The following is a 15,058-nucleotide window of genomic DNA, read 5'->3' as shown; positions in this document are numbered from 1 at the left end:
TCCAGGATCAGCTTGATCTTGCCGCGCATGACGAAGAAGACTTCTTCCACGTCCGTGTGCAGGTGCGACGGGCCTTCGTGGCCGGCCGGGATGATCATGGTCGAGAAGGTGAAATTCTCGGACGGCACGGTATTGGTGTCGGTGGCCACACCGGTGCCGCCGGTGCCGAGGTAGCGCATCTGCGCACGGCGGTACTTGGGATCGTAGTCAGCCTGGAACTTCAGCGCGTCCCAGTCGTAGCGGCGGGTGGAGAAGCGCGCGACGCGGCTCTCCATCCACTGGTCGAAGGAAGCGCCGGACGGCTGCTCCCAGGAACGCTTGATGTTGTCTTGTTGGGAAAGATCGCTCATTTGGATTCCTTCTAGCTCAGTGCATGACGAAGCCGCCGTTGACGGCCAGCGTCTGGCCCGTCACGAAGCGGGACAAGTCGGAGAGGGCGAACAGCACGGCCCCGGAGACATCCTCGGGTAGCTGCTCACGGGAAATCGCGCGTTGCTCGCGATAGAGGTCGCGCCGCTTCTGGGGCACGTATTCGGTTGCCTCCACCAGGGTCAGCCCCGGTGCGATGGCATTGACGGTGATCTGGTCGTCGCCCAGCTCGCGCGCCAGCGAACGGGTCATGCCGATGATGGCGCTTTTGCTGGCCACGTATGCCAGCAGGTTGGGCGCGCCCCACAGCGGCGTGTCGGACGCCAGGTTGACGATGGCGCCGCGCCCCGAGGCGCGCAGCGCCGGCAGGCAGGCGGTGGTCATCAGCCAGGTGCCGCGCACGTTGATGTTCATCACACGGTCCCAGGTGGCGATGTCGATGGCGCTGGCGTCGCGGCCGCCGGAGTCGGTCACCGCGGCGTTGTTGACCAGCCCGTCCAGGCCGCCGAGCCCGGCTGCAGCAGCGGTGGCGCAGGCGCTCACCGATTCGGGGTTGCCCAGGTCGAGCACGAACGGCAGCACCTTCAGTCCGCGGGCCTGCAGCGCAGCGGCTTGCTCAACCAAACGGTCCGCGAGGATGTCGGCCATGGCGACTGCGCCGCCGGCTTCGGCAATCGCGGTGGCAAAGGCCAGGCCAAGCCCGCGCGCCGCGCCGGTCACCAGCACGCGCCGGCCAGCCAGCAGGTTATGGCGATCGATCTCAGGCATGGCTCGCCACCCCGCCAACCGGCTTCAACATGGCAACGGGCTCGTCTGCGACTTCCTGGTCGGCACGGCGGCGCAGCAGGCGGCGCACGCGGGTGATGCCGACATCGTGCTGGTACAGCGTTTCATGCTCGCGCGCGTTCGGCGCCATCATTTCCAGCACCACGCGGTCTTGCTCCAGCACGTCCCAGTGCAGGCCCTCCAGGCGGTTGCGGTACAGGAAGCGCCAGACATCGCGCTCCCAGCCCTGCACGTGACGGGTGCGCCAGAAGAACACCATGCAGTGCTCCTCATCCACCGGCGTAGCGATGCCGACGATGCCGAAGGGACCGCCGGGGCCCACCTTGGCGCGATACGGAATGGCTAGGCGCAGCCACATCGTGCCGGTTTCGCCGAACTCCACCCAGTCGAAGTTCACGCCGCGCTGGCCGGTCTTCTCGAACACCAGGCCGGTGTCGGTCTCGCGCACGGCCATCACAGCCTGCTTTTCGCCGCTGGCCATCGAGTGCGACACCGCGTGCAGGTAAGCGCCGTGCATCGGGTCCATGACATTGTCGATGGCGTAGCGGTAGTTGCAGTCCCAGTGCGCCACGCACAGGAAATTGGTGTGCTCGTCGCTTTCCAGTTCTTCCGGCAGGCGCAGCGCATCGGCTTGCGCGGGAGCGCGCTCACCGAACCACAGGAAGATGGCACCCGCTTTTTCCTGCACGAGGTAGCTGCGCACGCAGGTCTTGCCCTCGAGCGGGCAACTGTCCACCGCCGGCACGCTCTTGACCTGGCCATCGCCACCCACTTCCACACCGTGGTACCAGCAGGCCACGCGGTCGCCAAGGTTCCAGCCCATCGACAGGCGCGCGCCGCGGTGCGGGCAGCGATCTTCCAGCGCGTGCACCTGGCCTTCGCCATCGCGCCACAGCACGATGTTCTGGCCCAGGCGTGTAATGCCGACCGGTGCATGCGTGACGGCCCACGCGGCCGATACCGGATACCAATAGTTGTGCAGGCCGGTGTTCAGGCGCGCCTCAGCACGCGCTTGCTTGTTCGATTCCATTGTTTGCTCTCTTGCGGGTACCGGATCGGATCGCTCTTTCGAGGGGCGCCTGATGGCACTGCCCTTCGTGACGCAATCGCTTTGATGTACTTGAACTGCGTGGTGCCTGGTTCAGGCGCCCAGGCGACGCATTTCGGCGAGGAAACGCGCTTCGGTCCAGGCCTGGCCATCCGCGCCCAGCAATCCCGCCTGGTTGAACGAGCGCACGATGTCTTCCGGGCTTTTCGCACCGGCTTCGAAGGCGGCCTCCAGCGCATCGCCCAGCGCGTCTTCGTAGGCGGTGGGCATGGCGGCGCGGGTCTGCCACACGATGTTGGCCACCTGGCCTGGCTGCTCGATGTAGCCCTTGCCGGCGACGTTGTTCGGAGCCGGACGCTCCCAGGGCGCCAGATTCGGGTTGTATGCGAGGTTTTCCATTGCGCTACTCCTTTCCCTTATTGCCAACCGGCTAACCGAGCGTTTTGTCTCACCTATAAAACGCTGATTTAAATATTGAACACAGACACCACTATAGACAACGAAACTTCAAAAATTGACTGGGGTTTACCCTTTTGAGTTACCAATGCCACGAGAACGTGGCACGGCATCGGCGCGGCAGCCTGAGGTGGGTGGGTACGAAGGAAGAGGAACAGGAAGTAGGAAGGCTAAGCCGTGGCAAGCCCGTGGCGAATCCAGCGCGCGACCCGGCTGGCCTGCTCCACATAGCAGGCATGCCCGGCATCCGGGATCAGCTCGAACGGCAAGGCAAAGCGCTCGGCCAGTGCCGCGCACCCGGGCGGCGGTGTCACGACGTCAAGCGCGCCGCAGCCGACCCGCGCACCGACGCCCTGCCCCAGGCGCCCAAGGTAATCGTCAATGGCATCGCCGCACAGCATCGCCACCGCCTGCCGGTAACCGTCCGGATCCAGCCGGCGCATATTCCAGCGCACCCAGGCTTGCATACCGGCGCTGGCCGCGGCGCTCAGCAAGCGGCCGGGGCCCCGCTCGGCCAGGCCTTCCACGCCCACGGCCGCCAGCGCGTCGAGCCGCTGGCGCGCCACATCCCTTGCCTTGTCCTCCTTGCCGGGGCCGCCATATCCCTGCGCCGGGCTAAGCAGCAGCAATTGCGCGGGCAGCARCGCCGGGCTAGCCTCGGCCACATAGGCGGCCGCCATCAACGCGCCGAGCGAGTGCCCCACGATCACATCAGGCCGTACGTCCAGGGCGCGCATCAGGTCCTGCAAGCGCAGCGCGTAGTCGGCAGCCTTGGGCGCCGCGATGGGCAGGGCCTGGGAATTGCCATAGCCGGGCGCGTCCCACGCAATCACGCGCGCGTGCGCCGCCAGCAGGCTTGCGCACGGGAGCCAGGAGGCCGCGCCGGAACTGATGCCATGCAGCAGCACCACCACCGGCCCGTGGCTRCCACCGCACCGGTAAGCGAGCGGCGCGCCGTCGCGGCCCGCGGCTATGCGCCGCTCGCTGAAGCCGCTATCGAGTGCGCGGAGCAACGCTTCCGCTGGCTGGGGTGGCTGCACCGGATTATTTTGTTCCATATATGAAACCATAGTTTGCAAATAAAACTTAAGAAATATAGACCGCCTGAATCCGGAAATTGATCCGGGTTAACCCCTTCCAAAAATAATTCATCAGGCGCGGCTCTCCGCCGACGTTGAAGCGCCCGCAAATCCCCTTTTTGGCGCAACGGCCTTGCACAGCCTTGCATACCAATACGGGAGCGGCTCCCCGGCTTGGCGGCTGCGCCCCCGCCCTCCTCGCTGTTGCGCAGCATGGTGCGCAACAGCGCCGTTCTGGTGCAGGCCGCTCGTCGCGTCTGTGCATCACTAGGGATTACCCACCCATGTGTTTCCCGAAATGACCAGCTATATTTTGCTCGTTGTTTCTTATGTAATCCGATGTTTTACCTATAAAACATAAGAAGCGGGAAAGTGCTCCTGGCAGCAGGCATAGACCCAGCTCGACGATGGCCTGACGAAGCGCTGCAACGCCAACCAACCGACACGGCGGAAAAGCAAAAGGAAAAGGAAGAGGAAACGAACAATGAAACCTGGACGGATTGCACTGGCTGCCCTTGCAGCCGCAGTACCCATGCTGGCCTCGGCCCAATCGACGGTGACGCTGTATGGCGTCGTCGATACCGGCATCGAGTATGTGAACAATGTTGGCGCGGCGAAGGACAACGTGGCCCGCGTGAACACCCTGACGGGCACGGTGCCTTCGCGCTGGGGCATCCGCGGCACGGAGGATCTCGGCGGCGGGCTCAAGAGCCTGTTTGTGCTCGAATCCGGATTCGCCCCCGATTCCGGCACCTCCAACCAGGGCGCGCGCCTGTTCGGCCGGCAGGCCTTGGTGGGACTCTCCGGCCCCTGGGGCCAGGTCGCCCTGGGCCGCCAGTACACCATGCTGTTCTGGGCCACGCTGGACCCGGACATCCTCGGCCCCAACGCGTACGGCTCGGGCTCGCTCGACAGCTATCTGCCGAACGCGCGCGCCGACAACGCCGTTTCCTACAAGGGCACGTTTGGCGGCTTCACGGTGKGTGCCACCTATAGCTTTGGCCGCGACACGGTGAACGCCGGCCCTAGCCCGGCCGGCACCAACTGCGCGGGCGAGAATGCGGCTGACAGCAAGCAATGCCGCGAATGGTCGGCCTTGCTCCAGTACGACAACAAGTGGTGGGGCGTGGCTGCGGCCTATGACTCACTGCGTGGCGGGCCTGGCGCGTTTGGCGGCCTGACCAAGAGCAGCCTGACGGACAACCGGCTCTCGCTCAATGGCTACGTGCTGCTGTCCAAGACCAAGATGGGCCTGGGCGTGATCCGCCGCGACAATGACGGCAGCCCCACGCCGCGCAGCGACCTCTGGTATGYGGGCCTGGCCTATGACATCACGCCGGCGTTCACGCTGGCCGGCCAGGTCTACTACCTCAAGTACCACAACAGCGACAACAAGGCGATGCTGTACGCGCTGCGTGGTACCTACGCCTTCTCCAAGCGCACCTCCGTGTACGCCACGGCTGGCTTCATCGACAACGGCGACCAACTCGCCCTGTCGGTCAGTGGCGCCCAGACGGGCTCCAACCCGAGGCCCGGTGGCAACCAGCTGGGCACGATGATCGGCATCAAGCACACGTTCTAAGCGCCGGCGCGTCGCTGCGCGGCACTGGCTGGCATGCGGMGCGCAACGCGCCGCATGCCAGCACGAAGTCAATCTAGAGGCGTTTCCCCATGAAGCTCGCAACTCGCATTCTGTTTGCTGCCATCGCGGCCACGACTGCCATGATGGCAGGCGGCGCCAGGGCGCAGACCTACCCCACCAAACCGATCACGCTGGTCGTTGCCTACCCGGCCGGCGGCGACACTGACGTGCTGGCCCGCCTGCTCGCCGAAAAGCTCTCGGCGCGCCTGCGCCAGTCCGTGGTGGTCGAGAACCGCACCGGCGCGGCCGGCACCATCGGCAGTTCGTACGTCGCCAAATCCGCCGCCGATGGCTACACCTTGCTGGTCGCGCCCAACACCGTTGCGATCGCGCCGCTGGTGCTCAAGAACGGCACGGGTGCCAGCTACGACGTGCGCGGCGATTTCACGCCGGTGGCCCAGCTTGGCGTGCAGTCGCTGTTCGTGGTGGTCAACAAAGGCACCGGCATTACCAAGCTGCCCGAACTGGTCGCGCGCGCCAAGGCGGGCACGGTGCAGACCTACGCCACGCCCGGCAACGGATCGCCCATGCACATCCTTGGCGAGCTGTTCAACAAGGCCGCGGGCGTGAACATCTCGCAGGTGCCGTATCGCGGCACCGCGCCGGCGGTGGTCGACGTACTCGGCGGGCAAGTGCCCATGACGTACTCCACGCTGGGCGCGGTGGCGCAGTACATCGGCACGGGCGCCATCGTGCCGCTGGCCGTCGCGGACATGAAGCGCTCGCCGTTCGCGCCGAATGTGCCAACGCTCGCGCCCTCCACCGCGGCGGCGTCCGGTTTCCCCCGCGGAAACCGGACGCCGTTTGCTTTCCGGCGCAGCCTAGCGCTGCCCGAAACTCGCATCGATGAACAGGTCCTTGTACTCGCGCGGCTGCGAGCGCCAGTATTGCTTCGGCGCATGCACCTGCGCGCCAAGCTTGGCCGCCGCATGCCACGCCCAGCGCGGATCGTAAAGCATGGCGCGCGCCAGCGACACCGCATCGGCTTCGCCGTTGGCAATGATGGCTTCCGCCTGCTCGGGCTCGGTGATGAGCCCCACCGCGATGGTCGGCAAGCCCACCTCCGCCTTGACCCGCTGCGCGTAGGGCACCTGATAGCCCGGCCCCAGCTTGATCGCCTGCGCGGGCGAAACGCCGCCGGTGGTCACATGGATGGCCGCGCAGCCGCGTGCCTTGAGCGCGTTCGACAGCGCGATCGTGCCGTCGATATCCCACCCGCCTGGCACCCAGTCGGTGGCCGAGATGCGAGCCCAGACCGGCTTGTCCGCGGGAAATGCCGCGCGCACTGCGTCGAACACCTCGATCGGGAACCGCATGCGGTTCTCCAGGCTGCCGCCGTATTCGTCATCGCGCTTGTTCGCCAGCGGCGACAGGAACTGATGCAGCAGATAGCCATGCGCCATGTGGAGCTCGATGCCATCGAGCCCGAGGCGGGCCGCGCGCTTGGCCGCGGCAACGAAATCATCCCGCACCTTGTCCATGCCCGCGCGGTCGAGCGCCAACGGCGCATCCTCGCCCTCGGCGTGCGGCACGGCGGATGGCGCCAGTGTCTTCCAGCCCAGCGGCTGGTCCGGCCGGATCTGGCTGCCGCCTTCCCAGGGTGCGTGGCTCGATGCCTTGCGCCCGGCATGCGCCAGCTGTATCGCCAGCGCGATCGGCGAATGGGTCCTGGCAGCCTTGATGACCTTGCCGAGCGCCGCCTCGTTCGCATCCGAGTACAGGCCGAGATCCCCCGGCGTAATGCGCCCCTCCGGCGACACAGCCGAGGCCTCGATGATCAGCATCGCGGCGCCCGACAGCGCGAGCTGGCCGAGGTGGATCATGTGCCAGTCGGCGGCCGAGCCCTCCTCGGCCGAGTACTGGCACATGGGCGCGATCACGATGCGGTTTTCCAGCCGTAGATTGCCAATCGAAAAGGGTTGGAACAACTGACTTTCACTCATGGGGGAGACTCCTTGCTGTCTGAGGCGCCGGCTTGCGGCATGCATGGCGTTTCATTCTAGAACGCCTGGTTTGTTTGCGTTGCCGCGCCGTTTCAGTGCGCAGCCACCGCGAGCGGCGCGCGCCGCGTGACKAGATCGGCGACCAGCGCCAGGCCCAGCGCCGTGGCGCCGCACAGGAAGATCAGCGCGTAATTGTTGTGGGACAGCGTGAACAGGTACGAGTAGCCGTAGCCGCCAAGCGCCTGGAACAGCGCGAAGGCGGTGGTGGCGCGGCTCCACGCGGCGCGCTGCTCGGCATGGTCGTGCGGCACCATCTCGTGGATGCGCCCAAGCACGAGCGGCACGATGCCGGGCGTGAACAGGCCCAGGACCACGGTGGCAACGCCGACCAGCACCGGGCTGCCCGACAATGCGAGCGTGCCCACGGCAATCGCCTGCGACAGCAACGCAAGGCGATAGGCCGGGCCAAAGCCGATGCGGTCGGCCACGTTGCCGCACACCAGAGGACCGGCGATGGCAGCGACACCATACAAGACCCAGTAGCCGGCGCCGACCTCCGCGCCTTGGCCGAGCCCGCGCGCCACGTAGTCGACCAGCAGCACCATGGCCGGCACAAGGCCCAGCGCGTTCGCGGCGTACTGCCCGTACAACACGCGCATGGCTGCGCCCTCGCGCCGAGCCGGCCTTGCGCTCACGCTGGCCGCCGGTGCCGCCGGTGCGGCGCCCGGCCAACCGAACCAGCTCACGGCGGTGAGGATGGCCGCGAACACGCCCAGGCCGATCCATGTGTCCTTCAAACCCAGGCGCAGCAACTCCGGAATGATGGTGCCCGAGGCGGCGATGCCCAGCCCGAGTCCCAGGAAGATCATGCCGCTGGCAAAGCCGCGCCGGGCGGCCGGAATATGCGGCAGGATCGTGGTGGCGACCAGCACCATGATGGCGCCGCCGGACACGCCGGAAGCAAAGCGCCAGACAAAGAACCAGCTCACCGACAACGGATACGCGCAGGCAAAGAACGCGGCGGTGGCGATCACCATCAGCACACGCAGCGCATTGCGGTTCGACAGCGCCGTGGCAATCGGACGGCCCAGCAGCGCGCCGGCCAGGTAGCCTGCAAAGTTTGCCGCGCCCAGCGTCACCGCCTGCGGCGAGGTGAACCAGTGCGCCTGGATCAGCGGCGGAATCAGCGGCGTATAGGCGAAGCGCGCCAGGCCGATGGCCACCAGGCTGGCGCACAACCCGGCCAGTGTGGCGAACAACGCGCGGGCATCGAGTGTCGATGCCGCGGGACCGGGGACGGTGGCTGTGTGCTCGGACATGATGGATTCCTGCGGATACGGCGTGTGTTTGTTGCGCTCATGCGGGCTCATGCCGTGCGCGCTCCGGCGGGCAGCGGCGGCAGGCCCAGCAGGCTGAGCGCCGGGGCAACGGCCCMCGTCAGCAACGCCCGTTCCGGCCTGACCCGGGCCAGCACGCGCACGCCGAGCAGCACCGCCAGCAGATGCGCAGCCGCATCTGCCGCCGGCATGGCCGCGGGAATCTCGCCGCTCGCCTGCCCTGCTGCCATGCAGCGCTGGAAAAAATCCTGGATCTGGGCGAGCTCGTCGGCGATGCCTTTCCGGCAGGCTTCGTCGCCGGGCGTGGACTCCACCGCGGCATTGACCAGCATGCAGCCGCGGTGCCGCACGTCCGCTACCGAGCGCTCGACGATCTCGCCAAAGAACGCCGCAATGGCATGCGCGGGCGATCGCGAAGATTCCAGCCGGCCGATGCGCTCGCGCAGGGTACGGTCGAGGTAGTGCTCCAGCGCCCGCAGGAACAACCCGCGCTTGTCGCCGAAGGCGTTGTACAGGCTGGGCTGCGTCAAGCCCGTGCACTTCACGAGATCACGCGTGGAGGTGGCCTCGAAGCCATTCGCCCAGAATGCGTCTCCGGCTGCCTCCAGCACCTGCTGCTCATCGAATTCGCGTGGTCGCGCCATGGTGGCTCCGGCTTGCCTGACTCGGGTTAGTTKGGGTGGACACATTCTGTATCACACGATATAGAACGTATTATATATCGGTCGATATAGAACACAAGGCAAGAATGCGGGCAAGCGTGGGCAACGCAGATGGCCGCCCAGCTGGACGGCCTGCATGCCGTGATGAACAAGGGGGAGCGGCGCGGGCACCGGGAAGCGCCGGTGCCGCGCAAGTGGGCAAGTGGACAGGACGCCCCGCCGTTGCAGCGGGGCGGGCGACGATCAGCCCTGGCTGGCGGCCACCAGCTGCGGCCTGGACTGGCCGCCCGTGACCTGGCCGATCGCGGCGAGCACGTCCGCGATCTCCGGGACCACGCCACGCGCGCCAACGGAGACGGACTGTCCGGGCGTGTTAATGCCGAAGTGCTGGCTGTCGGTGACCGTGAACAGCATCACCGACGGCTTGCCCAGCGCATCCGCCAGATGCACGAAGCCGGTATCGGTGCCAACCACGAGCGCGGCGGCATCCACCCGTTGCGCGCATTCGGTAATGGTCATGCGCGGCAGGACCTCGGCACCGGGGATCTCCGCTGCCAGCGCTTCGGATTGCTCGCGCTCCGCGGGCGAACCCCAGGGCAGCTGGATCCGGTAGCCGCGCTCGGTGAGCGTCCGGCCGACCGAGATCCAGCGCTGCGCAGGCCATTTCTTGGCCTCGACGGAGGTCGCGTGGAACAGCATCGCGCGCGGCACGCCATCGGCATTGAGCGGTGCCGCGGGCGCGGGCACGCGCAGCGCGTTATGCTCAACGGGATCCAGCGGATAGCCAAGCGCATTGGCCACCACCATGCGCATCTTGTGGCGCGCGGTGGCGTCGCCATGCGGCCCGAAGATCTGCGTGTAGGCAAACACGGCGCGCGCCTCGCCAAGGTACTCGGCGGCGTAGCCCAGGCGCCGGCTGGAGCGCGCCAGCCAGGCCACGATGGCGCTCTTGTATACGCCGTGCACATCCACCACCACATCGTACTTCTCGCGGCGCAGGGACCACAGCGCGCCGATGATGGCACGCAGGTCGGCCCAACTGCGGGATTTCTTGAAGCCGCGCAGCGGCGGCGCGATCACGCGATCCACGCCCACGGCCCAGCGCGGAATATCGGCACACGACGCATCGGCCACCCAGTCGATCTTGGCCTCGGGAAAGGCGCGCCGCAGGTCGGACACCAACGGCAACGTGTGCACCATATCGCCCAGAGAGGTGATCTTGATGAGGAGAATGCGTTTCATGGAAATGGAAAATCGGGTTGCGGACGGATCTCGCCGGCTGGCAGCGAGGCCGTAGTATGCACCAGCCCCAAGGGCGACGCACCAATTTGCAAGCCCCGCGACGGCCCCGCATGGGGTCCGCGCGGCACCCGGCGCAAGCCAGCGGCATGCCGTGTTTTCCGTTTTCCTTTAGGCCCAGGCGCCCGGGCCAGCTACCACGGTGGCAAAGCGGTCATGCAGCGCCGCCAGCGAGTTACGGTGGATCTGCGCCGCCGACAGCGGCGCGCCGCCCAGCGGGTCGGGCAGATCGCGCGTAGCGCAGGCCGATGCCACCACGGTGCTGCGATAGCCATGATCGAGCGCGGAGCGCACCGTGGCGCTGATGCACATATGCGTCTGGAAGCCCGCCACGATCAGTTCCTTGCGCCCAAGCTTGTCCAGCATGGCGGCCAGCGTGGTGCCGGCAAAGCTGTTGGGCAGGCCCTTGACCACGGTATGCTCGCCGCCAAGCGGCTCCAGGCCTTGGATGATGGCCGCATATGGGCCCTCGGGATCGAAGGCGCCGCCGCTGCCGGCCCGCCCGTGATGCACCACGTGCACCACCGGGCTGCCATGCCGGCGCGCCAGCGCCAGGAGTTCGCCGCAGGCCGCGATGGCGCCGGGCATGCCCACCAGCGGGAGCTTGCCGTCGACATACTCGCGCTGGTGGTCGATCAGCACCAGCGTGGCGGCCTCCCACGCCGAAGGAAGACGGCTGGCGCCGGCGAGGTCGAGCAGGGTAAAGGGTGGGGTCATCATGGCTCCTTTTGCTTGTGCGTCAGGTGTCGGAAACGGCGTGGGGATACACGGGCAGGCGCCACAAGGGCGACTACCATGCAAGCGATGATAAGCCGCGCTATGCTGTTCGCCAATTCTCAACCGGCTCACATCCATTGTGCAAAAACGTTCACTCCACTGGGACGACCTGCTCACCCTGTCCACGTTGATCCGCACCGGCAACTACTCGGCCTGCGCCCGTGAGCTTGAGGTCACGCACGCGACAGCGATCCGCCGCATCCGGCGCCTGGAGACAGCGCTCGGCAAGCCCGTGGCAACACGCACCGATGGCGCGTTCGCGCTCTCGGCGGCCGGCCGCTCGGCGCTGGCCGCGGCGCAGCAGATGGAGGGTTCGGCGCAGCGCTTGCTGCGCGAAGTGGAGGACACCGGCAGCGGCGTGTCCGGCGTGGTCAGCATCGCCTGCACCGCCGCACTCGGCAGCCACTTCCTGACACCACGCATGTTCGGGCTCTATCGYGCGCACCCGCAACTCGAGGTCAGGCTGGAAACGGACAACCGCATCGCCAGCCTCGCGCGGCGCCGCGCCCACATCGCGGTGCGGCTGGCGCGGCCGCAGGAAAGCGATGCCATCGCGCAGCGCGCGGGCAGCATGGGCTTTGGCCTGTATGCGCCGGTACGGCCCGCCAACGCCGGCCCGTGGCGCGAGCAGGATCTCGACGGCGCGCCATTGTGCGGCCTGMTGGACGAAGGCCTGGCGTTGCCGGAATCGGAATGGACGCGCACGCTGGCGGCACGCACGGGGTTCCAGTCGAACAACCTGCTGGCAGTGCGCGAGGCCATTCGCAACGGCTTGGGCATCGGCCTGCTGCCGCACTACCTGGCGCGGGACGATGCCCGGCTCGCGCTGGTGCGCGAGGTGCCGGAGGTGGTGCGGGAAATCTGGCTGGCATATCCGCAGGAGTTTCGCGGCGCTTCCCGGTTCCGGCCCGTGATCGACTGGCTGGCCGGGGAACTGCGGCAATGCCCGTGAGCCGCACGGAAGCGGTTGAAAACGCGGGGGCAGGCAGTATAGTTGCCTGAAGCATGCCCGCCCCCACGGGCTCGCGCACGGTGCTGTCGGCAGGCCGTCACCGGCCACCGATGGCACGGGGAGCTTCGCCATGGATCGGAATTCACCGGCAACGCTGGACGCAGGCGCACTCGGGCTGGGCGAATCTGTCGTCATGGGCGTGGCGGGCACGGCGCCCGCCTTCAGCCTGGCGGCCACCACCGCCACCTTGGTCGCGACGGTGGGAGGCCTGGCGCCGGCCAGCCTGCTGTATTGCGGCCTGATCATGTTCGGCGTGACGCTGTCCTACCAGCAACTGAACCGGCTGCAGCCCAGCGCGGGCGCCTGCTACACCTGGGTCTGCGAGATATTCCATCCGGCGCTCGGCTTTTTCGCGGGCTGGACGCTGTTGGTGGCGTCGGCGGTATTCATGGTATCCGGCACCATTCCGGCCGCCACCGCCACCCTGCTCCTGTTCGATCCGGCCCTGGCGGAGCGCCCGCCCGTGGTGACCCTGGTCGCCGCAGGCTGGCTGCTGGCGGTAAGCGTGATCGTGGTCAAGGGGGTCAAGCTGACCAGCTACACCCAGGTGGCGATGACGCTGGTCGAGGTCGGGGTGCTGGCGGCGATCGTGCTCGCTGCCCTGCTGCGCGCGCCGCTGCCGCTTGCCCACCCGCCCTCGCTGGCGATGCTGTCGCCATTTGGGTTTACCCCGCAGCTGTTTGCCAATGGGGCACTGGTGGCGTTGTTCTTCTTCTGGGGCTGGGACGTGACGGCGAACCTGACCGAGGAAACGCGCGATCCGGCGCATGCGCCCGGGCGCGGCGCATTGATGGCGATGGTCATCGTGCTGGCACTGTTCATGACCTTCGTCATCGCCAGCCAGGCCGTGCTGAGCGACCAGGAGATCCGCCGAGCCGGCACCAACGTCGTGTTTGCGCTCGCCTCGCGGCTGTTCCCGCGGCCGTGGGACTACCTGGCCGTGCTGGCCGTCATGCTCAGCACCGTGGGCACGCTGGAAACCTCGATCCTCCAGTTCACCCGCACGCTCTACGCCAAAGGTCGCGATGGCCTGCTGCACCCGCGCTATGCCGAACTGCACCGCACCTGGCGCACGCCGTGGGTGGCCACCGCGGTGATCGCATCGTTCGGCTTGCTGCTGCTGGCGCTGTCCGCGCGCTTCAACAGCGTGGGCCAGATCATCCAGGACTCGGTCAATGCCATCGGCTTCCAGGTGGCGTTCTACTACGGGCTAGCCGGCTTCGCCTGTGCCTGGCACTGCCGGCGCGGTGCCGCCCGCGCACCCGTCAGGTTGTTGCTACTAGTGCTTTGGCCAGCTTGCAGCGCGACGTTCCTGTGGTTCATCGGGCTGTACAGCATTCCCAGCTTCGACCCGGCCACGCGCGTGGTGGCCCTGGGCGGCATCGCGATTGGCGCGGTGCCGCTCTGGCTCAACCGGCGCCGGCGGCTCGCCGCGCGCGGAGCGCTCAGGGCCCCGGGCCCGTGACATGCCCGGGGCCGCCTAGGCGGATACCGATGCCGTCAACAGGTCCGCCGCCGCCTCGATACGCTGCGGCGCGCCGAACAACCGCGCGACCACCAGCCCGCTTTGCAGCGCGCCGAACACGGCTTGCGCCAGCGCCTGCGGCGGGATCGGCAAGGCCTTGTGCTGCACGGCCTGTGCGGTTTCCAGCAGGCGCGTGAGCCAGGTCTCGTGCAGGCGGTAGAAATCCTTGAGGATGCGATGCACCGCATCCGGCAGGAATACGGCATCCGCGGACAGCATGCCCACCAGGCAGATGGCGTCGCCGCCCGCGGTGGCCAGCCAGGGCGCGAGGTAAGCGCGAGCCTGCTCGTTCACCGGCAGGCTGGTATCGATGCCGCGCACTCGCGCCGAGTTGCGAGCGCTGTACTCCGTCACCGCCGCCTGCACCAGGTCCTCCTTGGAGGGAAAGTGGTAGTGGATGCTGGAGGTCTTGACCCCTACCCGCTCGGCCAGGTCCCGGTAACTGAATCCATTGAACCCACGCTGCCGCACCAGCACCAGGGTGTGCTCCAGCAGTTGATCGCGTACGGACGGAGTCGTCATGGCATGCATCCGCCTTTCGGCGGACCCTCGAGGTGCCGGCAATGGCAAAGAGCCGGTGTTACCGGCTCTTTGCATGCATCACCGCATTCATTGGATTACCGATTGATTCACAGTGTGATCAGGCATCACACGTAGCTCAGGCGTTGGCGCCTTGCGTGAACACATCGAACTTGCCGGTACGTGCACCGTCGGTATAGGCATCCACGCTACGGGCCGGGGTGGCAGACACGCCAGTGCGATCCAGGCCGGCGACGATGCGTGCGCCATCGGTGTACGGGTCGAACTTGCCGGCGCGAGCGCCATCGGTGAACTGGTCAACGGTACGCGACGGCGAGGCCGAGACGCCGGTGCGGTCCAGGCCGGCCACGATCCGGGCGCCGTCCGTGTATGGGTCAGCCTTGCCAACGCGTGCGCCTTCGGTGAACGGGTCGAACTTGCCGCTGCGGGCGCCGTCGGTGAAGGCGTCGGGCGTGGTGGTGCGGAACACGTAGCCGTACTTGTCACCGGCGAAGGTGCTGTCCTTCGGGCCCGAAGCCTGAGCGGTGCCGGCAACGAAAGCGGCAGCAAGGGCGGCGGCGGTGATCAGGGTCTTGGCGAAGAG

15 protein-coding genes and 1 pseudogene are annotated in these 15,058 nt (G+C 67.2%); 4 read left to right on the top strand and 12 right to left on the bottom strand.

Translation table 11 applies throughout. The features are described 5' to 3' along the window. The 5 genes from AC1DS3_RS30570 to AC1DS3_RS30550 all read right to left on the bottom strand — a co-directional run. Positions 1-350, bottom strand: a 350-nt coding sequence (locus AC1DS3_RS30570) for a cupin domain-containing protein (RefSeq protein WP_477128596.1), incomplete at its 3' end; no start/stop codon positions are given. Positions 351-366: 16 nt separating this feature from the next. Then, entirely contained in the window at positions 367-1,137 is a 771-nt protein-coding gene (locus AC1DS3_RS30565; protein ID WP_441636982.1) for an SDR family oxidoreductase, read from the bottom strand. After that, on the bottom strand, positions 1,130-2,185 hold the full coding sequence (locus AC1DS3_RS30560) for a Rieske 2Fe-2S domain-containing protein (RefSeq protein WP_477128595.1): 1,056 nt from the start codon (positions 2,183-2,185) through the stop codon (positions 1,130-1,132). The genes AC1DS3_RS30565 and AC1DS3_RS30560 overlap by 8 nt, the downstream gene beginning before the upstream one ends. Positions 2,186-2,296: 111 nt before the next feature. Next, a complete protein-coding gene (locus AC1DS3_RS30555) occupies positions 2,297-2,602 on the bottom strand; it encodes a recombinase-like helix-turn-helix domain-containing protein (RefSeq protein ID WP_477128594.1) in 306 nt (101 codons plus the stop codon). Positions 2,603-2,829: 227 nt separating this feature from the next. Beyond that, complete coding sequence (locus AC1DS3_RS30550; protein WP_477128593.1) at positions 2,830-3,717, bottom strand: alpha/beta fold hydrolase; 888 nt, start codon at positions 3,715-3,717, stop codon at positions 2,830-2,832. A 505-nt stretch (positions 3,718-4,222) separates the two neighbouring features. Between AC1DS3_RS30550 and AC1DS3_RS30545 the strand changes: the two genes are divergently transcribed. Both AC1DS3_RS30545 and AC1DS3_RS30540 read left to right on the top strand, forming a co-directional pair. After that, positions 4,223-5,320: a porin gene (locus AC1DS3_RS30545; protein WP_477128592.1), complete on the top strand. Its 1,098-nt coding sequence runs from the start codon at positions 4,223-4,225 to the stop codon at positions 5,318-5,320. Positions 5,321-5,409: 89 nt separating this feature from the next. Next, a pseudogene (locus AC1DS3_RS30540) lies at positions 5,410-6,135 on the top strand (tripartite tricarboxylate transporter substrate-binding protein); the annotation flags it as partial. A 66-nt stretch (positions 6,136-6,201) separates the two neighbouring features. Here AC1DS3_RS30540 and AC1DS3_RS30535 read toward each other — a convergent pair. The 5 genes from AC1DS3_RS30535 to AC1DS3_RS30515 all read right to left on the bottom strand — a co-directional run bounded on the left by AC1DS3_RS30535 (position 6,202) and on the right by AC1DS3_RS30515 (position 11,338). Beyond that, positions 6,202-7,323, bottom strand: a complete 1,122-nt coding sequence (locus tag AC1DS3_RS30535) for an NADH:flavin oxidoreductase/NADH oxidase (RefSeq protein WP_477128591.1) — start codon at positions 7,321-7,323, stop codon at positions 6,202-6,204. 92 nt (positions 7,324-7,415) lie between these two features. After that, positions 7,416-8,642 (bottom strand): YbfB/YjiJ family MFS transporter, encoded by a 1,227-nt coding sequence (locus AC1DS3_RS30530; RefSeq protein WP_441636995.1) that lies wholly within the window; start codon positions 8,640-8,642, stop codon positions 7,416-7,418. Between the two features lie 47 nt (positions 8,643-8,689). Continuing rightward, positions 8,690-9,304: a TetR/AcrR family transcriptional regulator gene (locus AC1DS3_RS30525; protein ID WP_477128590.1), complete on the bottom strand. Its 615-nt coding sequence runs from the start codon at positions 9,302-9,304 to the stop codon at positions 8,690-8,692. 261 nt (positions 9,305-9,565) lie between these two features. After that, positions 9,566-10,564: a lipopolysaccharide heptosyltransferase I gene (gene waaC, locus AC1DS3_RS30520; RefSeq protein ID WP_441636999.1), complete on the bottom strand. Its 999-nt coding sequence runs from the start codon at positions 10,562-10,564 to the stop codon at positions 9,566-9,568. Between the two features lie 168 nt (positions 10,565-10,732). Further along, positions 10,733-11,338: a cysteine hydrolase family protein gene (locus AC1DS3_RS30515; RefSeq protein WP_477128597.1), complete on the bottom strand. Its 606-nt coding sequence runs from the start codon at positions 11,336-11,338 to the stop codon at positions 10,733-10,735. Between the two features lie 139 nt (positions 11,339-11,477). On the opposite strand from AC1DS3_RS30515, the gene AC1DS3_RS30510 reads away from it, so the two are divergent. After that, entirely contained in the window at positions 11,478-12,350 is an 873-nt protein-coding gene (locus AC1DS3_RS30510; RefSeq protein WP_477128589.1) for a LysR family transcriptional regulator, read from the top strand. Between the two features lie 130 nt (positions 12,351-12,480). Next, the gene (locus tag AC1DS3_RS30505) at positions 12,481-13,875 is read left to right on the top strand and encodes an APC family permease (protein WP_441637003.1); all 1,395 of its coding nucleotides are present in this window, start codon (positions 12,481-12,483) and stop codon (positions 13,873-13,875) included. Positions 13,876-13,890: 15 nt separating this feature from the next. Here the strand turns inward: AC1DS3_RS30505 and AC1DS3_RS30500 are convergent, their stop codons facing one another. Together AC1DS3_RS30500 and AC1DS3_RS30495 are read right to left on the bottom strand one after the other, a co-directional pair. Then, complete coding sequence (locus tag AC1DS3_RS30500; RefSeq protein WP_477128588.1) at positions 13,891-14,457, bottom strand: TetR/AcrR family transcriptional regulator; 567 nt, start codon at positions 14,455-14,457, stop codon at positions 13,891-13,893. A 136-nt stretch (positions 14,458-14,593) separates the two neighbouring features. After that, on the bottom strand, positions 14,594-15,058 hold a 465-nt coding region (locus AC1DS3_RS30495), incomplete at its 5' end, for a copper resistance protein CopQ (RefSeq protein WP_441637007.1).

It is taken from the genome of Cupriavidus sp. 01L46 (assembly GCF_056399905.1).
Note: the sequence above shows the minus strand (reverse complement) of the source record. Positions and strands in the feature narration are given on the sequence as shown.

Bases quoted from the DNA above. Each gene is read 5' to 3' on its own strand.
- AC1DS3_RS30565 (WP_441636982.1), bottom strand. From the start codon at position 1,137: ATGCCTGAGATCGATCGCCATAACCTGCTGGCTGGCCGGCGCGTGCTG.
- AC1DS3_RS30535 (WP_477128591.1), bottom strand. From the start codon at position 7,323: ATGAGTGAAAGTCAGTTGTTCCAACCCTTTTCGATTGGCAATCTACGG.
- AC1DS3_RS30555 (WP_477128594.1), bottom strand. From the start codon at position 2,602: ATGGAAAACCTCGCATACAACCCGAATCTGGCGCCCTGGGAGCGTCCG.
- AC1DS3_RS30505 (WP_441637003.1), top strand. From the start codon at position 12,481: ATGGATCGGAATTCACCGGCAACGCTGGACGCAGGCGCACTCGGGCTG.
- AC1DS3_RS30515 (WP_477128597.1), bottom strand. From the start codon at position 11,338: ATGACCCCACCCTTTACCCTGCTCGACCTCGCCGGCGCCAGCCGTCTT.
- waaC (WP_441636999.1), bottom strand. From the start codon at position 10,564: ATGAAACGCATTCTCCTCATCAAGATCACCTCTCTGGGCGATATGGTG.
- AC1DS3_RS30560 (WP_477128595.1), bottom strand. From the start codon at position 2,185: ATGGAATCGAACAAGCAAGCGCGTGCTGAGGCGCGCCTGAACACCGGC.
- AC1DS3_RS30500 (WP_477128588.1), bottom strand. From the start codon at position 14,457: ATGACGACTCCGTCCGTACGCGATCAACTGCTGGAGCACACCCTGGTG.